Origin of the sequence: Corallococcus macrosporus DSM 14697, from assembly GCF_002305895.1 — a bacterium.
GTDB classification, from domain to species: domain Bacteria; phylum Myxococcota; class Myxococcia; order Myxococcales; family Myxococcaceae; genus Myxococcus; species Myxococcus macrosporus.
In genome coordinates, this window is record NZ_CP022203.1 from 8,928,199 (window position 1) to 8,948,585 (window position 20,387).

Sequence of the window (20,387 nt, forward strand, 5' to 3'; positions counted from 1 at the left end):
CGCTCAATCACCATGCGCTCCATGCTCGGGCTCTTTGCCTGTTCCACGTGGAACGAAGCACCCGCATGGGCGCGCTGGATGCGCGCAAGCCAGCGAGCCGCTCATCGCTCCCGCGTTCCACGTGGAACACGCAGAGCGCTGAGCACGCGCAGAAGCCGACGTCGGCGCGTCATCAACCGAGTCTCCCTGCTCCACCTGGACCAGGGCGCGGGCACTGCGCCTGACCACCGCGCGTTCGCACGTCGGCAACCGCGTCACCCTGTTCCACGTGAAACGACGACGACCACGCATGAGCATCCGGAACTCGCATCGGCAACCGCGCCGCCCTGTCCCACGTGGAACGAGGAGCGCAGGCCTGAGCGTGAACAAGCGACCGCGCGCACCGTGTTCAGCCGCGCCTGCGGTTCGTGTTCCACGTGGAACCACGGATGGCTTGAGCAGTTGCCCGCGCGTCACCGCCACATGCGCATGCCTTCACCGTGTTCCACGTGGAACGCCCGGCGAGGCGCAGCTCAACACCTTCAGGACCCGCGTATCCCAGCCACTGCCTTCTCCATGGGTTCACGGCGTCACGCCGTTCCGCGTGGAACGGCCGAACAGATGAGCGCGCGAGCACCACGCAACGCCGCGTGCTCGCATCGCCCACGCCGCACGAACCGCGACAGACCTCGCGGCTGAGCCCTTCGTCTCCGTGCTTCGAGACCCACGCGCAGACCTGCTTCATGTTCCACGTGGAACCGTGGAAGACACCGCGCATGAGCGCTCACGTCCGCGTTCGATCCTTCCTTCCGCACCGCGAGCGGCGAAGGAAATCGCCCATCCGCGCGCCACACGGGTCCAGACCCGCCACGCACTCGAGCCCTCTTTGTGTTCCACGTGGAACCGTGGCGGAGCGCACCCGCCCGCGCACCACGACTGCGCGCTTCGTGATGCACGGTGAAGTGGAACGCGCAGGAGCCCCAGGCCAGTTCAGCCAGACCAAGCGCCCAGGCCTGCTTCGTGTTCCACGTGGAACCTTGGAGGGCACCGCGCATGGGCGCTCGCAGCCGTTCATCGCGGCCGTGCGTTCGCTCCTTTCCACATCGAGATGGGCAGCGAAGTGAATCGCTCATCCGCGCGCCACACGGGTCCGCACCGGCCACGCGCCCAGGCCTGCTTCGTGTTCCAAGTGGAACCGTGGAGGGCACCGCGCATGGGCGCTCGCAGCCGTTCATCGCGGCCGTGCACTTCGTGGTGCACGGTGGAGCCAAACGGGCATGCGCACCCCAAGCCGGTTCAGACCGGCCACGTACTCAGTCCTTCTTCGTGTTCCACGTGGAACCGTGGATGGCGGCGCAACGCGTATGAGCAACTCTCGTCCGCTCGCCGCACCGATGCGGTCGGTCCGCCGCGCTGTTCCACCGCGCACGGCGGAGGTCCGGGCATGAGCACCGAAGCCGGTCGTCGTGGTCGCCCGCACGTCTTCCTATTTCACGTGGAACCGTGGCGCGCATACGCACGCGCTGCCCATCCATCACGTGCATGCGTTCGCACCTTCGCGCCCCACCACCACGGAACGGACATGCGCGCGTCGCCGTCACTCATCCCGTCCACGCGCCTCTTCCCGTTCCACGTGGAACCAGCGGGGCAGTTCGCATGCGCGCAGCCATGGTGTTCGGGTGTTCGCACCTTCGTGCCCCAACACCACGCGATGGGCGCGGGCGCACCAATCCCTCACCACGCCCCACTTCCTGTTCCATGTGGAGCCCCTGCGCATGTCCCGCCCGCTCATCACGTTCACGCGTTCGCGCACCATCGCGATGGACATGAGCGGACCCCAGCCGTTCATCACGACTGCCCGCGACGCCTCCTGTTCCACGTGGAACGGCCAGGAGCACGCGCCTCGCATGGGTCCACCGCATCCGCGGTCGAGCGTTCGCGCCTCCTGCTCCGCCGCGGACAACGGTGGTGCCGCGCATGAGCCAGTCGCGCCACCAAACCCAGTCCACTCAGTGCCTCACACGCTCAACGGGCACGTCCGCATCGATGCGCAGGCACCAGGTCCCATGCCCCAACGTGGCGCGGGAAGTCCATCCAGCACCCGCGCGGATGACGGCGGGTCACCGGCGTGAGTCCCCCGCTCCACGCGAGAGGAGCGCCAAGTAGAAGACGGGAGTCCGCCACGGGTGTTCGCGGTGATGCCCCGCGTCCGCTGGCTTCCGGGCTCCACGCGCAACCGAGCACCGGCGGCACACGCGAACAGCAGTTGCGCGTCACCCACGGCGCATGCGCTCGGCGCCCACGGCCCCGCGCCGCGCCGAGCATCCGCACCCGCGACGCGCCGAGCATCCGCACCCGCGACGCGCCGAGCATCCGCACCCGCGACGCGCCGAGCATCCGCACCCGCGCCGCGCCGAGCATCCGCACCCGCGACGCGCCGAGCATCCGCACCCGCGCCGAGCATCCGCACCCGCGCCGCGCCGAGCATCCGCACCCGCGCCGCGCCGAGCATCCGCACCCGCGACGCGCCGAGCATCCGCACCCGCGACGCGCCGAGCATCCGCACCCGCGACGCGCCGAGCATCCGCACCCGCGCCGCGCCGAGCATCCGCACCCGCGACGCGCCGAGCATCCGCACCCGCGACGCGCCGAGCATCCGCACCCGCGACGCGCCGAGCATCCGCACCCGCGCCGCGCCGAGCATCCGCACCCGCGCCGCGCCGAGCATCCGCACCCGCGACGCGCCGAGCATCCGCACCCGCGACGCGCCGAGCATCCGCACCCGCGACGCCCGCTCTTCTTGATGCCGTGGACTCACGATGACCGAAGCCAACGCGGCCGAAGCTGGAGCAACTCCGCCAGCCGGACGCCGCGCATGTCGTGCCCGCGCCCGCGCTCGACTCGGCCCAGGCATCGAGCCCACGGTGCATCCAGTTGGCGCACCGGTTCGGCTCCGCGCCATCCGCGACGAAGCCGTGCGCCGAGCCGCCTCCTTCACCGACAAGTTCATCCGACGTCGGCTCGCGTCCGTGAAGGAGGATGCGGCTGCTTTCCCAGCGCCATCTGTGCAGCGCGCTTCCAGGTCGAAGCCTGAGCGACTGCGTTCCGCCTGGAGCACGAACCGGGCGAACGCGCGACGGATGGAGGCCACCGCGAGGACGCGTGCGCCCCGTCCCCCACCCATCACACCGCGCACGCGGTTGCTCGCCGCGACCCGGTGCCTGACGACTTCTCCCCCTCCCCTGCCCCGCTCCACATGGAACGGGGCTCACCGCCACAGCCATCGAAGTGCCGCGGACCCGCGACTGCGTTCACGACGCGCTCATCCGTCCCGATGAATCGGCGCCGCGCGAAACGGCGGCGAGGGTGGACGCCATGGCCAACCGGGCCGAGCCTGTATCGATGCGACCCAGGTGACCTTGTCGCGAGGAGCCCTCGTCCAACGCGCGGGTTCTCCTCGGCATCCAGGGCACATGGGAGCAGTGCTTCGGATGACGATGGGCTCGCGGCCAACAGCAAAGGCCCGCGGACGAATGCACCGGCGTGTGACGGAGACTCCGCCCGAACACCGAACCCGTCGGCGAACACCTTGAGGCGGGGTCCTCGCCTTGCTGACAGGCGAGCAGCCTCATGGCGCGACCGCCATACAAGGCCCAGGCATCCAACGGCACGAGCCTCGTCATGCCCGCTCGCTGGCCAGCAAAGCGACCATGCTGGCGCTCCATCAGCGCCCCGCGCTCCGACCTGGCTTCCTTGCGAAACGGCATGCACTTGGGCGGAAGCACCGGACTCCAACCGTGCTTCCGAGTCACTGGGTACCAGGCCGCTCACCGAGCAGGACTCCATCCCCTCCCCTGCCAGTGCCTCAAGTCGATGTGCGTCGTCACCAGCCAGCTCATCGCATACGCCGCTGAACGAACTCCGAACGCGGCCATCAAGCCGGCGCCGCGCCAATCGCCAAGCGTCTTCGCCGACGAACGCGCTGACTCCGTGCCCCAGTCCAACGGAGCAGCGCATGACCAACGCGATACCGTCACCCGACGTTCATGCCCGCGTGCTCCACGCCCGGGTCAACGAAGTGGAGAAGCTCGTCACAGCCCGTCAGCCTCGCCGAGGTTGAGCGCTTCGAGGCCCGACTCGGCGTTCCGCTCCCGGCCGGCTTCCGCGCGCTCCTCCTGAGAGCGGGCGCGGGCGCGGGGCCGTACTACGGCGTGTGGCGCCCCAAACGCATCTGGGATGAAACAAACAGTCTGGGATGCGCTGTGGGCCGCCGGGGAGCCGACCTGGACATCAGCACGACCACCGGCTGCATGGCTTGGGGGGCCGATTGAGCCGTATGCCCGACTCCCCTCCCGCCCCCACCTTCCTCAGCCTGGATGACGGTCGCGCTCCAGCAGCGCTCGTTGCCGTCACGGGTACACGGATGAAGCGCGCAAGCTTCGTCACGCGCGAGCACCGTGTGCAGCGCCCACTCCACGCTCACGAACGCGAAGCCACGGGCTCCACGAAGTACGTCTGCTTGTGTCGCGGATCCGCCTCGTAGGCATCGGCGAATGCGAGCGCGCCCGCTTCGCTCTCCAGCCGCGCCACCTCCGCGCGATGGCCGTATTCATCCTGGCGGATGACAGCCCAGTCCTTCCGCGCGGGCTCCGCAGGGGCCGGCGTGCCACGGAGCTCGACGTAGTACGACTGCTTGTGCGCACGCGCTTCGAGGATGCGCGCGAAGCACGCCACATGGGCGCGCTCGGGAGACACCGCGACGTCGTAGCGGTTGCCCGTCTCATCCATGCGCGTCACGGCCCAGCCTTCTCGCGCGAGCGGGCGTCCGGCATCCGCACGCCACTCCACGACCTCGTCCTTCAACCCGAGGTGCGCCATGGCGTGGTCGACTTCCAAGGGCTCGATGAAGACCTGGAACCGGTCGGCCTCGCGCAACGAGACGACCACCAGCTCGAGCCCACACTCGCAAGCCCAACCCCAGTGCGCTTCCTGGAAGCGCCCGTCATCGCGAGCCACCACCCGATGCGGCGTCCCCCACTGACGCTCGAAGCCGGAGCGCGAGGCCTTCATCGTGACGGCGTGAGCGTGACGCTCGAACAACCAGGCGCGAGGACGGTCCGTCGGAAGCGGCTTCATGCGTGACACCTCCGCGATGAAACCTAACGAGCACCCGAACTCGCGCCCACCCAATCTGGCGAAGCGCGAGCCCGTCCAAAGCGCTCAGCGTTCAAAGCGCCAGGCCGTGAAGTGGAGCACGAGCGCACTCACGAACCCGGGGTAGAGAGCGCCCAACCACAGCTCGACGAGCGAGTCGCTCCGTCCGTCCTCGGCTGCATCCGCGGGGCGGATGGGCGCGCCCCTCCCCTACTCCCTGGCGAACACCGCCACCTGCCGCTCGGCGCCGGAGAACGGCAGCCGGTACGCCCGCGCGGAGACGACGCGCAGCTGCCGCTCCGCCGCGCGCGCCGCCAGCTCCGCGTCCGTCTGCGCCTTGCCGAGCATCGCCACCACGCGCCCGCCCGGCTCCACATACGCGGGCGCCAGCGCGAGCCAATCCGGCAGGTCCATGAACGCGCGCGCAATCAGCACCTCGGCGCGCGGAATCCCCTCCGTCTCCGGCGCGCCCTCCGCGCGCGCGTGCAGTCCGCGCACGCCCTGCAAACCGAGGCTCGCCGCCGCGGCCTTGATGAACGCGACCTTCTTGCCCACCGTGTCCACCAGCGTCACGCCCAGCGCCGGCAACGCCAGCTTCAACGGCAGCCCTGGGAAGCCCGCGCCCGCGCCCAAATCCAGCAACGTCGCCGCGCTCGTGACTTCCGGCAGCACCGCGAGCGAATCCAGGAAGTGCTTCTCCAGCACCTCCTCCGGCGCCGTAATCGCCGTGAGGTTCACCTTCGCGTTCCACTTGAGCAGCTCGCTCATCAACCGCTGGAGCCGCGACCCCAGGTCCGCCGCCACCGTCACTCCCAGCGCCCGGCACCCCGCCGCGAGCTGATCCTCGAACCGCGCGTTATCCACAAGCCCTCCGCTTCAAACCTACCTGCAACCCACTGGAATCATTCAGGAGACGGCAATCCCCAGAGTTTCCCACACCTTGTCCACAGCCCCATATTTGATCAGTCCTCGGGCTGCGAGCAGACTGAGGGCGCCCCGGTTCCGCGCTTGAGCGCCACCAGCAGCAGCGACACCGCGGCGGGCGTCAGCCCTGGAATCCGGCGGGCCTGCCCCACCGTCCCCGGCCGATGCGCGGTCAGCTTCTCCACCGCCTCCGCGCTCAGCCCCCGCACCTCATTGAAGCGGTAGCCCTCCGGAATCCGCCAGCGGTCCGTGGACTCGGCCTCGCGCGCCGCGGCCCTGGCGGCCTGGGCCACGTAGCCCTCGTACTTCACCTCGACCTCCACCTCCTCGGCGACGTCGGGGGACAGCGCCGGCCAGTCCTCGCGGCCCTCGCCGAGCTGCGCGTACGTCATCTCCGGCCGCCGCAGCTTCACCGCCAGCCCGGTGCGCTTCAGCCGCGCCACCTCCTCCGTCACCGCGCGGCCCCTCGCCTCCGCTCGCTCCAAGGCCTCGCGCGGGAGCAGCCCCACGCGGTGCCCATGCCGAGCCAGGCGCAGGTCCGCGTTGCCCTCGCGCAGCTTCAGGCGGTGCTCGGAGCGGCTGGTGAACATGCGGAACGGCTCGTCCACGCCCTTGGTCACCAGGTCATCCACCAGCACCGCGCCGTGGGCCTCGTCGCGGCCGGGCAGGAGCGGCGGCTCGCCCTTCACCTGGAGCGCGGCGTTGATGCCGGCCCACAGGCCCTGGAAGGCGGCCTCCTCGTAGCCCGAGGTGCCGTTGAGCTGCCCCGCGAAGTACAGGCCGGCGATGGCCTTCGTCTCCAGCGTGGCCTTGAGCTGCGTGGGCGGCGCGTAGTCGTACTCCACCGCGTAGCCGAAGCGGACCACCTCCACCTGCTCCAGGCCTGGAATCGTGCGCAGGAAGTCGAGCTGCACGTCCGCGGGCAGGCTGGTGGACAGGCCCGCCGGGTACACCAGCGGCGAGGTGGGCCCCTCGGGCTCCAGGAAGACCTGGTGCCGCTCACGCGAGGCGAAGCGCACCACCTTGTCCTCCAGCGACGGGCAGTAGCGCGGCCCCCGGCCGACGATGTCCCCCTGGAACAGCGGCGAGCGGTGCAGGTTCTCCCGCAGCACCGCGTGCGTGCGCGGCGTCGTCTCCGTGAGCGCGCACATCACCGAGGGCTGACGGGGGAACGGCATGCCGCCCTCCCCTTCCACCTTGGTGCGCCAGGAGAAGGGCCGCGCCCGCGTGTCTCCCGGCTGCGGCTCCAGCGCGTCCCAGTCGATGCTCGCGCGCGCCAGCCGCGCCGGCGTGCCCGTCTTGAAGCGGCCCAGCGTGAAGCCCAGCGCGCGCAGCGACTCCGACAGGCCGCGCGCCGCCTCGTCGCCCAGACGACCGCCGACCTCCTTCTGCTCGCCCACGTGCATCAGCGCCTGGAGGAAGGTGCCCGTGGTGAGCAGCACCGCGGAGGCCGCCACCTGCGTGCCGTCCTTCAGCACCACGCCCTCCACCCGGCCGCCGCCCGCCACCAGCGCGGCGACCTCGCCCTCGCGCACCGTGAGGTCCGGCTGGGAGAAGAGCACCTCCTGCATGCCCACCGCGTAGGCGTCACGGTCGCAGAGCAGCCGGGAGGCCTGCACCGCGGGGCCCTTGGAGGCGTTCAGCGTCTTGAAGTGCGTGCCCGCCTTGTCGGCCGCGCGCCCCATCTCGCCGCCCAGCGCGTCCAACTCACGCACCAGGTGGCCCTTGGCCGTGCCGCCCACCGCCGGGTTGCAGCTCATCACCGCCGAGCGCTCGCGCTTCAGCGTCAGGCCCAACGTGGCCAATCCCATCCGCGCGCAGGCGAGCGCCGCCTCGCAGCCCGCATGGCCCAGCCCCACCACGATGACGTCGTACCGGAGTCCCATGTCTCACGAAGGTCGCGGGCGACATGGGCAGGCTGACCTGCCCCTGCCACCGTTTCGCGCCTTCGTATGACGCCCATCCCGGGCCCTTGGCAAGCAAAGGCCCCGAGGACGGGCGGGCACCCGGCGAAGCGAGCGCCCTGCCCTGCCCTCGTTCGAGAATTTACGGAAGCGCGCGAGGCAGCCAGTGGGAGGGGTTGAGGCGCTGCCTGCCTCGCGCGCACCGGCCACCCGGCGGAAGGTCGAGCCAGGCCCGCGAGCCTGAGCGCGCCCCCCGTCCCGGGCGGCAAAAACCAGGTTGTCGCGTGGGGAGAAAGGAATGGCGCCGCCCGCCCCCCCGGGATGACGGCACCGCTCCCGCTCAACGGACCCGAAGGCCCGCCCCACGCTGGCGCGGCCCCCAGCCCCCATGGCCAGGGCACCACGCTTTTCCCCCGCGCGCGGGCGGCATGGCAGCGCCGCGCGCGGGGGAATGGGTGTCGCTTACACGGCTGGGTGGACTCGCTCCGTGCGGTGAGGGCGCAACGGCGACATCGACTCGGGCCACCAGGGCCCGACACCTTCGTGTGCGCGACGGGAAAAGGAATAACCCGGGGGTCTGACATGCGGGCGGATGCCCAGGGGCCGCCGCTTGGGGTGTGGGTACAGCATTGGCGTTCCCTTCCAGCAATCGTGCTTCTGGATGCGCCGCGGATTCACGGTGCGGAGGTCGAGCGCCGGTTATTCGCCGGGGCTCGGCCCTCCTCGGCCCAGGGAGTCCATGACCACGCCTTCGACCAGACCCGCTGTGCAGGGCACGCTCGGCCTCGAGCTGCTGCTGGGGACGCTGACCGCGTTCGCGCCGCTCTCCATCGACATGTATCTGCCGGCGCTGCCGCGCATCGCGGAGGACCTCCAGTCCAGCGCGCCGGCCATCCAGCTCACGCTCGCGTCGTGCTTCGCGGGGCTGGCGCTGGGGCAGCTCTTCACCGGGCCGCTCATCGACCGCTTCGGCCGGACGCGTCCGCTCTACGCGGGCCTGGTTTTGTATGTGCTGGGTTCGCTGGGCTGCGCGCTGGCGCCGTCGGCCGCCGCGCTGGTGGCCATGCGCTTCGTGCAGGCGCTGGGTGGCTCGGTCGCCCTGGTGGTGCCGCGCGCGGTGGTGCGGGACTTGTGGTCGGGCGCCAACGCCGCGCGGACCATGTCCCGGCTGATGCTGGTCATGGGCGTGGCGCCCATCCTCGCGCCGCTGCTGGGCGGGCTGGTGCTTCAGTCCCTGGGATGGCGGGCCATCTTCGTGGTGCTGGCGGTGGTGGGCGCGGTGGCGCTGGCGCTCGTGTTGAAGGCGCTGCCGGAGACGGCGCCGCCGCATGAGGCCTCGCAGACGATGCTCTCCCGGCTGGGCGCCTTGATGAAGGACCCGGACTTCGTGGGCCCCGCGCTGGCTGGAGGCTTCGCGCAGGCGGGCCTGTTCGCATACATCGCGGGCTCGCCGTTCGTGTTCATCTCCTTGTTTGGCGTTCCGGAGGAGCACTTCGGCTGGTTCTTCGGCATCAATGCGATGGGGTTGATTGCGGTGGCGCAGCTCAACCGCAAGCTGGTGACGCACCTGCCGCTGCACCGGCTGCTGCGTCTGGCGTTGAGTCTGTGTGTCATCGCGGCGGTGGCGGTGCTGGCGGTGGCGTGGACGGGCTTCATGGGGCTGTGGGGCATCGCTGTGTCGCTGTTCTTCTTCGTGTCGGCCATGGGGCTGGTGGGGCCGAACGCGGCGGCGATTGCGCTGGAGCGGCACGCGGCGCGCGCGGGCATGGCGTCGGCCGCGCTGGGCGCGCTCCAGTTCACGGCGGCGGCGGGGGCGTCGTGGGCGGTGAGCACGTTCAACAATGGCACCGCGATGCCCATGGCCGGTGTCATGGCCGCCATGGCGCTGCTCGCGTGGCTGGCCGCGTTCTTCGGGCTCCGGGCGCGCACGCGGGAGCAGCGGGCAGGGGAACTGGAAGGCGTGGCGTCAGGGCAGGGCGCGGCCTGAGCGTTGGGGGGCATAGCTCGGGGCAGGGCTCCCGGGCCATGACTGACTCGGGAGCGGTGCGCATCGCTCCCGATGGTCGCCGCGGCTCACGCGACCAGGTTGGAATGAACGTTCCGTCCACCGCGCTCGGCGGCGGGTGGAGTCACCGACGCTGCTTGGAAGGAACGCTCCGTCCACGGCGCTCGGCGGCGGGCGGAGTCACCGACGCTGCTTGGAATGAACGTTCCGTCCACGGCGCTCGGCGGCGGGTGGAGTCACCGACGCTGCTTGGAAGGAACGTTCCATCCACGGCGCTCGGCGGCGGGTGGAGTCACCGGCGTTGATTGGAAGGAACGTTCCGTCCACTGCGCTGACCCCGGGCAGGTGGCCACCTCTGCCTGGAAGGAACGTTCCGTCCACTGCGCTGACCCCGGGCAGGTGGCCACCTCTGCCTGGAAGGAACGTTCATTCCACCGCGCATGACGGCGGGCAGGGTGACCGGCTTTGCCTGGAAGGCACGTTCATTCCACCGCCCATGACGGCGGGCGGGGTGACCGGCTTTGCCTGAAAGGCACGTTCATTCCACCGCCCATGACGGCGGGCGGGGTGACCGGCTCTGCCTGGAAGGAACGTTCATTCCACCGCCCATGACGGCGGGCGGGGTGACCGGCTCTGCCTGGAAGGAACGTTCATTCCACACCGCACCTGACTGTGGGCAGGATGGCCGGCTCTGCCTGGAAGGAACGTTCATTCCACCGCGCGCGGTGGCGGTGGCCGGCTCCGCCTGGAAGGAACGTTCATTCCACGGCGCGCGGTGGCGGGCGGAGTGGCCGGCTCTCCGTGGAAGGAGCGCTCATTCCAACGTGCGCGTTGGCAGGCGGAGTGGCTGGCTCTCCGTGGAAGGAGCGTTCCGTCCACCACAATCGGCAGCAACTACGGTGACGGAGCTTACATGGAATGAAAAATCCGCCCGCAAACGCCTGACGGTGGGCAGGGTGGTCGCCGCTGCCTGGAATGAACGTTCCCTCCACCGTGCTTGGCGGCGGGGGAGCACCCGGCGCAACTTGGAAGGAACGTTCCTTCCACCGCGCTGACTCGGGGCAGGGTGGCCGCCGCTACCTGGACTGAGTGGCCGCCGACCGCGAGCGGCAACAGCGACCTAATGTGACCGAGCCTGCTTGGAATGAACGTTCCCTCCACCGTGCCTGGCGGCGAGCAGTGTGAGCGCCTCTACCTGGAATGAACGTTCCTTCCGCTGCGCCTGACTAAGAGTTCCTTTCAAAAATAGCCCCGTAGGTGCGCCAGGATGCGTCCGCTCCCTGGCGTGAACACCTTCGGGGGCATGTGGCGTGAGCTGGTGCCTGATGCCCGCTGGAAGCGGATGGCCCCACTGCGACCGCGCCGTCGCCATGCCCCCACGAGAGGGCGGGCCAGGTGTGATGACCGGGCGGCGCTGCGCGGCATCATGTTCGTGCTCAAGACTGGCATTGCCTGGGAGGACCTGCGGGCCGAGGTTTTCGGCGTGAGCGGCATCACCTGCTGGCGTCGGCTGGACGCGTAGCCCCTGCAGCCCGCGCCACGACAGCCACGTCTCCAGCCGCCCCGTGAGCAGCAGGGCACCCGTGGCCGCCGCCACGTTCAACTGCGCGTCCTCACGCACCCACCCCGTGGGCGGCACGTACGTCTTGCCCGGCACGAAGCGCACCGAGAGGAAGCCCTCGCCCACGGTGAGCGCCAGCGAGGCCCAGAACGCGGGGTCCATCCGCGCCGAGCGGCGAGCGAGGAAGCGTCCCACGTCGCCCGCCGTCACGCGCGCATGCGCCATGCTCTCCGCGATGACGAAGCCACTGATGGCAAAGAACCCCGTGGCGCCCGCGTCCCCCCGGTGCAGCACGGAGCCCAGGTAGGCGTCGAGCCCGGCCAGGTGCCCACCCTCACGTGCATGGAAGCCCACCACCGCCAGCGCCGCGAAGCGCATCGATGAAGACATCACGAGGTCGGGGGCCCGCTGACATCCGGGGGCGAAGATTGGACGTCAGCCCCTCGCGCGTTTGCGACCGGGCCCCGGCCACGCGGTAGCCTTACGCCATGGCCACTCGCACGTCGACGAAGCGCACAGCCAGGCGCGCCTCGCTGCTCACCGACGCACTCCTGGAGGGCCAGCTCCGGCTGGCGAAGCTCGACCCGAAGCAGCGCAAGGCCCTGCTCACCGCCCTCACCCGTAATGAGAAGGGCAACATGGCCGAAGCCATCTCCGAACTCCGGGAGCGCGTCGAGTCTGGCCGCTTGCTCTACGGCACGCCGGGAGCGGACGTGAGCGAGACCTTCGACAACATCTGGGACATGTACATCGGCGGCGGCGTCCAGGAGGAGCTCGACGCCCTCTTCCCGGACGAGGAGCAGGAGGACGCGCGGAGCGGCCTCCATGACGAGGTCCGCACGGTGTACTCACGCCTGTTCACCGCGATGGCGAAGCAGGACGGCATCCTGGCTTCGCGCAGGTGACGCCCAGTGATGGACGAGCTCACCCAGCAGCTCCTCGCCGCGGTGGTCGCCCAGCCCGAGGAGGACGCGCCCAGGTTGGTCTACGCCGACCACCTTCAACAGCAGGGCGACCCTCGGGGCGAGTTCATCGCCGTGCAGGTAGCCCTGGCCGCCGAGCCCGCGTCCCCGCCACGACGCGCTGAAGGCCCGGGCTTGGGCGTTGGAGCACCAGCACGCCGCGCGTGGCGCGCCGAGCTGGGACTCAATCCAAGGCAGGCCGGAGACTTCCGGCGAGGCTTTATCGAGGCCGTCACCCGGCCCGAGCCCGAGGGCTCACGGCTCTCATCTCGCTGAGCCTGGACTCCAACAACATGGGCGATGGGGGTCGCGTGCGCTCACCACCACCGGCTGGCTCGCGATCAAAGTGCTGGACCTGGATGACACTCGAACCCCGGCACGCGTCCAGCCGACGCCAGCAGGTGATGCCACTCACGCCGAAAACCTCGGCCTGCAGGTCCTCCCAGGCGATGCCAGTCTTGAGCACGAACCTGATGGCGCGCAGCGCCGCCCGGTCATCGCACCTGGCCCGCCCTCTCCTGGGGGCGTGGCGACGACGTAGTAGCAGTGGGGCTATCCGTTTCCGGAGGGCATCAGGCACCAGCTCACGCCTCATTCCCCCGAAGGTGTTTACGCCAGGAAGCGGACGCATCCTGGCGCACCTACGGGGCTATTCTTGAAAGCAACTCTCAGGGTGGGGTGGCCGGCGCTGCTTGGAATGAACGTTCCATCCATTGAATCCAACACCCGAAGGGGCAGGGGAGGGCCCCCGGCACCCCCAGCCCGGGAATCCGTGGCACTGTCTCGCATGCCATGACCTCCACCACCCGTACCGTCCAAGGCCCCGCGGGCTCACTCGCTGTCACCGAGACCGGGACCGGCGGACTCCCGGTCGTCTTCGTCCACAGCAACGCGGGCCGTCGTGAGCAGTGGACCGCGCAGCAGGCGCACCTGAAGCAGCGCTCCGTGTCGTTCGACCTGCGCGGCATGGGCGACTCGGCGCTCGACCCCCAGGAACGCTACGGCGCCGAGGACATGGCCCATGACCTCCACGCGGTGGCCACCGCCATGGACCTGGAGCGCTTCGTCCTGGTGGGCCACAGCTTCGGCGGCTACGTCACGGCGGAGTACGCCCGTCGCTGGCCGGAACGGCTCGCCGGGCTCGTCATCGTGGATGCCGCGGGGACGATGCCACCGCTTGCGCCCGAGCAACTCCGAGGCTTCCACGAGGGCACACGCCCCGAGTCCTACCGCGCCTTCATGGACGCATGGTTCACGCCGCCCCTCCAGAACGCGAAGCCCCACACACGCGAATCCGTGATGCGCTGGCTGCACACCACGCCGCGCGAGGTGGTCGTCGGCGCGATGGAGAGCATGCTCACGTTCAATTCGGACCGCGTCATGGAGCGTTACAAGGGCCCGTTCCATACGTTGGTCGTGGACGCCTTCATCCAGCCCCATGCCTACCACCTGCTGTACCCGGGCACGCCGCACACCGTGTTCTCAGGTGTCAGCCATTGGCTGATGATGGATGAACCCGCGCGCTTCAACGCCGCGCTGGATGCATTCCTCGCCACGCTGCCGCCGCGTTGAGCGGGGAGGGGCGTCACACATTGGATTGCCGCTCATGCCCCCATCATCCCCACCTCCCTATGGCCCACGTGAGCTGGCTCAGGACCTTCGACGTCTCATGGAACTGCCTGCCCAGACAAAGGCAGAGCAGACCCTGTGGTACGACGAGGCGCAAAAGGTCCAGGACCGCATCAAGGTCTCTGAGCAACTCCTCGGCATCCCTCATTCTCTCTGGCACTTCTTCTCGGACGCGGACGTCAGGGCCACCGAGCCGGCCATCCGGGATGCACAGTTCGAGCAACTGCGTGCCCACATCGCCGTGCTGGAGACCGGCGCCGTCCCTCCGGATGACAGCCAGCCCGGCACGCTGGGCGGCCTCTTCCGCGCGCTCCGGCAAGCAGTGCGAAGCAAGCGCTGAAGCCATTCCGTTTCACTCAAGCAAAAGCCCCGCGGCGCCACTGGGGCACCGCGGGGCTTCGCGTCACATCGGGACTCGCTACCGCCGCGTCACGGCGCGGCGGGGACCTTCGCGGGCGCCGAGCCCTTCTTCTGCGCGGTGGCGAAGTCACCCGCGCGCACCTGCGTCGCCTTCGTCCAGTCCAGGTGCCGCGCCATGGCCTTGCGCACGTCCTCCGGCTTGAGCTGGGCCAGCTTCTGCTCCAGCGCCGCGTCGAAGGCCAGCGTGCGGTCCAGGAACAGGTAGCTGGCGAGCTGCCGCGCCAGGCTGCCGTCCTGCGCCCGCGCCGACTGCCGGTACTCCAGCAGGCCGCTCCGCGCCTTCTGCAGCTCCTCCGCCGAGTAGCCCTTCTGCACCGCGCGCGTGACCTCCTCGCGCATGGCCGTCTCCAGCCGGGCCGCGTTCTCCGGCGCGTAGATGGCGTACGTCAGGAAGGTGCCCACCTCGTCGACGTCGCTCGCGTCCAGGCTGCTGGCCACGCCGTAGGAGAGGCCGTCCTGCTGACGGATGCGCGTGGCCAGCCGCGAGTTGAGGAAGCCGCCGCCCAGCACGAAGTTGCCCAGCGTCAGCGCCGGCCAGTCCGCGTCATCCCTGCGCAGCTTCAGCGACTGGCCCGCCATGTAGAACGCGTTGGCCTTGTCCGGCGTCTCCAGCGCGACGGACGCGGGCTCGCCGCCGCCGAACACCTGCGGCACGCGCTGGTACTTCGCGGGGCTCTTCCAGTCACCCAGCAGGGTGCCGGCGAGCGCGACGATGGCCTTGGGCTCGAAGTCACCCACCACCGCGAGCTCGCCGTTGGACGCGCCGTAGAAGGCCTTGTGGAAGGCGCGCGCCTGCTCCAGCGTGGTGCCCTTCACCCCGGCGATGCGCTCGTCCAGCGTGGCCACGTAGTAGGGGTGGCCCTTGGGGTAGTGGCCCGACAGCGAGCGCCAGAAGGCGATGTTGCCCAGCGTCTGCGGCTCGCTGCGCTCGGACTCCAGCGCCGCCAGCCGCTCCTGCTTCAGCAGGGCGAACTCCTTCTCGTCGAAGGCGGGCTCTCGCAGCACCTCGGCCACCAGCTTGAGGACCTCCGGCAGGCTCTCGCGCGGGCACTCGATGGAGGCGGAGGCGCCGGTGCTGCCGCCGTCCACGCCCACCCGGGCCTTCAGCCTGTCGAACGCGTCCTGGAGCTGCTGCCGCGAGCGCTTCTTCGTGCCGCGCATCAGCATGCGCCCGGCGTACTGCGCCGCGTCCGACTTGCCCTGCAGCGCGGCCTCGGTGCCCCAGCGCAGGGTGAGGGCCACGTTCACCATGTCGCCGCGCGTCTGCTTCGGCAGCACCGCATACTTCACCCCGCCCGGCAGGACGCCGCGCTGCACGCGCGACTCGATGTTCGCCGGGGACGGGTCGAAGGCCTCGCCCTGCGCCACGGCCTCACGGCCCTTGTAGCCGTCCACCAGCTTCGCCACGTTCACCGGCGCCGGCAGCTCCGCGCGGTCCGGCTTCGGGGTGGGGAAGAAGGTGCCCAGCGTCCGGTTGGAGGGCTTGAGGTAGGCGGCCGCCACGCGCGTCACGTCCGCGGGCGTCACCGCCTCGATGCGGTCGCGGTGCAGGAAGAGCAGGCGCCAGTCGCCGGTGGCCTCCCACTCCGACAGGTTGATGGCCACGCGCTCCGAGTTGTTGAGGGTCAGGTCGATGTACTTGGACAACGTGGCCTTGGCGCGGTTGACCTCTTCCTCGGTGAAGGGCGTGCGGGAGGCCTCCTCCACCGTCTTCAGCAGCGCCTCGCGGGCGGCGGCCACTGGCTGGTCGTCGCGCATCTCCGCGTTGAAGACGATGACGCCCGGGTCGCGGAGCTGGAGGTTGGACGCCCCCACGCGCGCGGCCTTCTTCGTCTCCACCATCGACTTGTAGAGGCGGCCGGACGGGTTGTTGCCCATGACCAGCGTCAACACGTCGATGGCCGCGAAGTCGGCGTGGGCGCCCTCGGGCACGTGGTACAGGCTGGTGAGCAGCGCGGTGTCACCCACGCGGCGAAGCTGCACCTCGCGCTCGCCGTCCTGCGTGGGCTCGGCGGTGTACGTGGCGGGCAGGGGGATGCCAGGCTTCTTCAGCTTGCCGAAGGTGTCCTGAATCATCTTCAGGGCCTTGGCCTCGTCGAAGCGGCCCGCCACCACCAGCATGGCGTTATCCGGCCGGTAGTACTTCTTGTAGAAGGCCTGGAGCCGGTCGATGGGCACGTTCTCCAAATCCGAGCGCGCGCCGATGGTGGCCTTGCCGTAGCTGTGCCAGATGTACGCGGCGCTCATCACGCGCTCGAAGAGGATGCCGCGCGGGTCGTTCTCACCGGACTCGAACTCGTTGCGGACGACGGTCATCTCGCTGTCGAGGTCCTTCTTCGCGATGAAGCTGTTGACCATGCGGTCGGCTTCGAAGGACAGGGCCCAGCGGAGGTTGGCGTCGGTGGCCGGCAGCGTCTCGTAGTAGTTGGTGCGGTCCAGCCAGGTGGTGCCGTTGGGCCGGGCGCCGCGCTCGGTGAGCGCCTGGGGCACGTTGCGCGTGGTGGGCGTGCCCTTGAACATCAGGTGCTCCAGCAGGTGGGCCATGCCCGTCTCGCCGTAGCCCTCATGCTTGCTGCCCACGAAGTACGTCACGTTGACCGTCACCGTGGGCTTGGTGGGGTCGGGGAAGAGGAGCACCTTCAGGCCGTTGGGCAGGCGGTACTCGGAGATGCCCTCCACGCTCGCCACCGGGGCGAGCGTCCGGCCCTTCGCCTTGCTCTGCGTGACAGCGGCCTTGGGGGCGGGGGAGGGTGACTGGGCCCACACCGGGGTGCCGGCCACCATCATCAGGGCCGCCATCAGGGAGAGCGGGGTACGTCGCTTCATGCGGTCCTCGCGGGTCGTCTGTGAATGCACCGGCTTCTAACCCGAGTTGTCGCTCGGGCCATCCCGAACGGTGGCACTCCGAGCAACCCGGCGTCGCTGGGACGTCCACGGCGGGTCCGCCGCGCCGCGGCGTTCCGTGAGAGGGACGGCGGCGCTCCCCGCGCGCCCGCTCCGCCGCCCGGCGAGGACAAGGGGTGGCCAGCCCCGCCCCGTCCGCGCGCGGACAGAGGCGCGCGCAGGGAAAACGGGGGGATGCCGCAAGCATCGTCGGCGAGGCGCGTTAGTAGTAAGGACCTCTCGCCAGGGCCGCCCCCTGTCTCTCCGGGCACCAGGAGTCCCTTCGGATGAAACGATTTCTCATCGGCGCGCTGGCCTTCGTGGGCGCGCTGTCTGTCCTCTTCGTGGTGGGCCTCGTGGGCCTGATGCTGCTCGCGTCCGCGAGCAAGCCGGGCGTGCCCTCCAACCTCGTGCTGGAGCTGGACCTGGAGAACCCGCTGCCGGAGCACGGGGCAGGGGACTCGCTGATGGGGGCCTTTGGCGAGGAGCCCACCACGGTGCGTGACGTGGTGGAGGCGCTGGAGAAGGCCGGGGAGGACGCGCGCGTGAAGGCGCTGCTGGTCCGCATCGGCCACCCGGGGACGCCGGCCGCCGCGCAGGAGCTGCGCGACGCGGTGAAGGCCTTCCGCGCCAAGGGCAAGAAGGCGGTGGCCTACTCGGACACCTTCGGGGAGCTGGGCAACAGCACGCTGGCCTACTACCTGGCGTCCGCCTTCGATGAAATCTACCTGCAGCCGTCGGGTGACGTGAACATCAACGGGCTCGCCTTCGAGCTGCCCTTCGCGCGCGCCGCCTTCGACAAGCTGGGCGTGACGCCGCGCTACTTCGCTCGCCACGAGTACAAGAACGCCGTCAACAGCTACACGGAGCAGGACTACACCGCGCCGCACCGCGAGGCCACCGAGCGCTTCACGAACAGCCTCTTCGGCCAGATTGTGAAGGGCATCGCCGAGGACCGCGGGCTGACGGAAGAAGTCGTGCGCGGGCTGGTGGACAAGGCGCCGCTGATGGCCAGCGAGGCGCTGGAGGCGAAGCTGGTGACGGGCCTGCGCTACCGGGACGAGGTGCTCGGCGGGCTGGAGGCGCAGGCCGGCGAGGGCGCGCGATTCCTCTACGTGAAGAAGTACCTGGAGCGCGCCGGGCGGCCGTACGCGGCCGGCGGGGACACCATCGCCCTGGTGTACGGCGTGGGCGAGGTGATGCGCGGGAAGAGCCAGTCCAACCCGCTGTCGGGCGGGCAGGGCATGGGCGCGGAGAGCGTCGCCGCGGCGCTGCGCAAGGCCACCGAGGACGCGCGGGTGAAGGCCATTGTCTTCCGCGTGGACAGCCCGGGCGGCAGCTACGTGGCCAGCGACACCGTGCGCCGCGAGGTGCAGCGCGCGCGGGAGGCGGGCAAGCCCGTCATCGTCACCATGGGCAGCTACGCCGCCAGCGGCGGCTACTTCGCCGCCATGGAGGCGGACCGCATCGTGGCGCAGCCGGGCACGCTCACCGGCAGCATCGGCGTGTACGCGGGCAAGTTCGTCACGGCCGCCTTCTGGGAGAAGCTGGGCGTGAACTTCGACAGCGTGTCCGCGGGGAAGAACGCGGAGATGTTCGGCTCGGACGCGGACTACACGCCGGAGCAGGCGGCCCGCATGGAGGCGACGCTGGACCGCATCTACGCGGACTTCACGACGCGCGTGGCGGCCACCCGGAAGCTCCCGCTGGAGCAGGTGCAGGCGCTGGCCAAGGGCCGCGTGTGGACGGGTGAGGATGCCCTGGCGAACGGGCTGGTGGACGCGCTGGGCGGCTACTCGAAGGCGCTCGCGCTGGCGAAGGAGGCCGCGAAGCTGCCGGCCGACGCCCGCGTCAACGTGGAGGTGTACCCGCGCAAGAAGCCCGCGTCCGCGGTCCTCTCCGAGCTGCTGGGCCAGCGGGGTGACAACAGCGAGGACGACGCCGCCTCCATCAGCGTCCTGGCGCCGTGGGACGGCCTGGTGGCGGGCGTGCGCCAGGTGTACGCCGTGGGCGCGCGCATGGGCCTCTTCGAGGGCACGCGCGGCGAGCTCTACGCCCCGCTGCCCGAGGCGAGCTGGTAGCGCGTCCGACCGGGACGCGTCCGCGTGGCACCGGGACGCCCCGGGGGCCACGCGGGCGGCGCCCGGTGGCCAGGCTCAGCGCGGAGACAGGGGCGACGGCGCGTCTGGAAGCGGGGGCAGCGGCCTGCCGAACAGGGAGTGGTAGCGGAGCTCCCGGGAGACGCAGCGGTGCCGGCGCGTGTCGAAGACGAGGCACCGCTCCACGGGCCCCGCGTAGACGTGCAGGGAGATGGCGGGGCCTCCCGCCGCGGTGACGCGGTGGATGGGGGCCTCCGGGCAGCGGCGGTCGACGGAGCCCGGGCCCACCGGGCCCACGATGACGGGAGGCCCCAGCCGGGCCGGCCCCGGCCCCAGGCCCCCGGCTTCCAGTGGGTAGTTCTCCATCACGAAGGCTCCGGACTGGACGCTGAACCAGCACTCCTGCCCGTCATGGTCGTGGATGGGCGAGCAGGTGCCCGCGTCCCAGCAGTTCAGCAGCACCTCCAGCCGGGCATCCCGGTAGACGAGGTTGCGCGTGTAGCGCCTCCGCCGGAAGTGCAGGTAGGGCCGGAGGCTGGACGGCTCCAGCACCAGGCCCGCCAGGCCGTCCCCCACGCCCACCAGACTCGGCATGCCCGCCGCCTTCTCCCGAAGGAGCTCCACCCATTCGCCCAGGCCCATGGCGCTCATGAAAGGCAAGCTAGGCAAGGCTCCGACACGGTGCTTTCCGGGTTGTCGGGCGGAGGACGGCCCGGCCCCGCGCGGCGTCCTTGAGGACAGGTCCACCATCGGGTACCGGACGCCCGCGCTCGGGCCGGGGAATGGTGCGCGGCCTTCACCTTGCACGTGGCGCGGCGACGGAAGCGTCTGGCGTCTGGCGGGAAGCTGCCCGGCGGATGGAAGCGT

At 70.4% G+C, this 20,387-nt stretch carries 14 protein-coding genes and 1 pseudogene; 8 read left to right on the forward strand and 7 right to left on the reverse strand.

The features are described from left to right. Nucleotides 1–1,996: 1,996 nt before the first annotated feature. The 4 genes from MYMAC_RS36345 to mnmG form a co-directional block, all read right to left on the reverse strand. A complete protein-coding gene (locus MYMAC_RS36345) occupies nt 1,997–2,761 on the reverse strand; it encodes a hypothetical protein (RefSeq protein ID WP_157770505.1) in 765 nt (254 codons plus the stop codon). A gap of 1,697 nt (nt 2,762–4,458) precedes the next feature. Beyond that, the gene (locus tag MYMAC_RS36350; RefSeq protein WP_095961404.1) at nt 4,459–5,115 is read right to left on the reverse strand and encodes a hypothetical protein; all 657 of its coding nucleotides are present in this window, start codon (nt 5,113–5,115) and stop codon (nt 4,459–4,461) included. Between the two features lie 228 nt (nt 5,116–5,343). After that, nucleotides 5,344–5,997 (reverse strand): 16S rRNA (guanine(527)-N(7))-methyltransferase RsmG, encoded by a 654-nt coding sequence (rsmG, locus tag MYMAC_RS36355; protein WP_095961405.1) that lies wholly within the window; start codon nt 5,995–5,997, stop codon nt 5,344–5,346. A 98-nt stretch (nt 5,998–6,095) separates the two neighbouring features. After that, nucleotides 6,096–7,943: a tRNA uridine-5-carboxymethylaminomethyl(34) synthesis enzyme MnmG gene (gene mnmG / locus MYMAC_RS36360; protein WP_095961406.1), complete on the reverse strand. Its 1,848-nt coding sequence runs from the start codon at nt 7,941–7,943 to the stop codon at nt 6,096–6,098. Nucleotides 7,944–8,700: 757 nt separating this feature from the next. Between mnmG and MYMAC_RS36365 the strand changes: the two genes are divergently transcribed. The 5 genes and pseudogenes from MYMAC_RS36365 to MYMAC_RS36385 all read left to right on the forward strand — a co-directional run bounded on the left by MYMAC_RS36365 (nt 8,701) and on the right by MYMAC_RS36385 (nt 12,765). Next, a complete protein-coding gene (locus tag MYMAC_RS36365; protein WP_043709789.1) occupies nt 8,701–9,948 on the forward strand; it encodes a multidrug effflux MFS transporter in 1,248 nt (415 codons plus the stop codon). Between the two features lie 1,321 nt (nt 9,949–11,269). Then, nucleotides 11,270–11,479: pseudogene (locus tag MYMAC_RS36370) on the forward strand (transposase); the annotation flags it as partial. A 70-nt stretch (nt 11,480–11,549) separates the two neighbouring features. Continuing rightward, nucleotides 11,550–11,834 carry a hypothetical protein gene (locus tag MYMAC_RS36375; protein ID WP_095961408.1) on the forward strand — a complete coding sequence of 95 codons (285 nt, stop codon included), beginning with the start codon at nt 11,550–11,552 and terminating at the stop codon, nt 11,832–11,834. 181 nt (nt 11,835–12,015) lie between these two features. Next, nucleotides 12,016–12,432, forward strand: a complete 417-nt coding sequence (locus tag MYMAC_RS36380; protein ID WP_095961409.1) for a hypothetical protein — start codon at nt 12,016–12,018, stop codon at nt 12,430–12,432. Between the two features lie 9 nt (nt 12,433–12,441). After that, entirely contained in the window at nt 12,442–12,765 is a 324-nt protein-coding gene (locus MYMAC_RS36385) for a TIGR02996 domain-containing protein (RefSeq protein WP_013936858.1), read from the forward strand. Here MYMAC_RS36385 and MYMAC_RS38505 read toward each other — a convergent pair. Further along, entirely contained in the window at nt 12,722–13,084 is a 363-nt protein-coding gene (locus MYMAC_RS38505; protein ID WP_275663370.1) for a transposase, read from the reverse strand. The two genes, MYMAC_RS36385 and MYMAC_RS38505, sit on opposite strands and share 44 nt — an antisense overlap. A 197-nt stretch (nt 13,085–13,281) precedes the next feature. Here MYMAC_RS38505 and MYMAC_RS36395 point away from each other — a divergent pair, with 197 nt between their 5' ends. Together MYMAC_RS36395 and MYMAC_RS36400 are read left to right on the forward strand one after the other, a co-directional pair. Then, complete coding sequence (locus MYMAC_RS36395; protein ID WP_095961411.1) at nt 13,282–14,061, forward strand: alpha/beta fold hydrolase; 780 nt, start codon at nt 13,282–13,284, stop codon at nt 14,059–14,061. Nucleotides 14,062–14,158: 97 nt separating this feature from the next. Next, entirely contained in the window at nt 14,159–14,458 is a 300-nt protein-coding gene (locus MYMAC_RS36400; RefSeq protein ID WP_095961412.1) for a hypothetical protein, read from the forward strand. An 89-nt stretch (nt 14,459–14,547) separates the two neighbouring features. Here the strand turns inward: MYMAC_RS36400 and MYMAC_RS36405 are convergent, their stop codons facing one another. Further along, nucleotides 14,548–17,364, reverse strand: coding sequence for a M16 family metallopeptidase (locus MYMAC_RS36405; protein WP_239989233.1), 2,817 nt, complete (start codon nt 17,362–17,364; stop codon nt 14,548–14,550). Nucleotides 17,365–17,708: 344 nt separating this feature from the next. Between MYMAC_RS36405 and sppA the strand changes: the two genes are divergently transcribed. Then, nucleotides 17,709–19,502 carry a signal peptide peptidase SppA gene (gene sppA / locus MYMAC_RS36410; RefSeq protein WP_095961414.1) on the forward strand — a complete coding sequence of 598 codons (1,794 nt, stop codon included), beginning with the start codon at nt 17,709–17,711 and terminating at the stop codon, nt 19,500–19,502. Between the two features lie 75 nt (nt 19,503–19,577). On the opposite strand, the gene MYMAC_RS36415 is transcribed toward sppA, so the two are convergent. Beyond that, nucleotides 19,578–20,171, reverse strand: a complete 594-nt coding sequence (locus MYMAC_RS36415; RefSeq protein WP_013936854.1) for a cysteine dioxygenase — start codon at nt 20,169–20,171, stop codon at nt 19,578–19,580. Between the last annotated feature and the right edge of the window lie 216 nt (nt 20,172–20,387).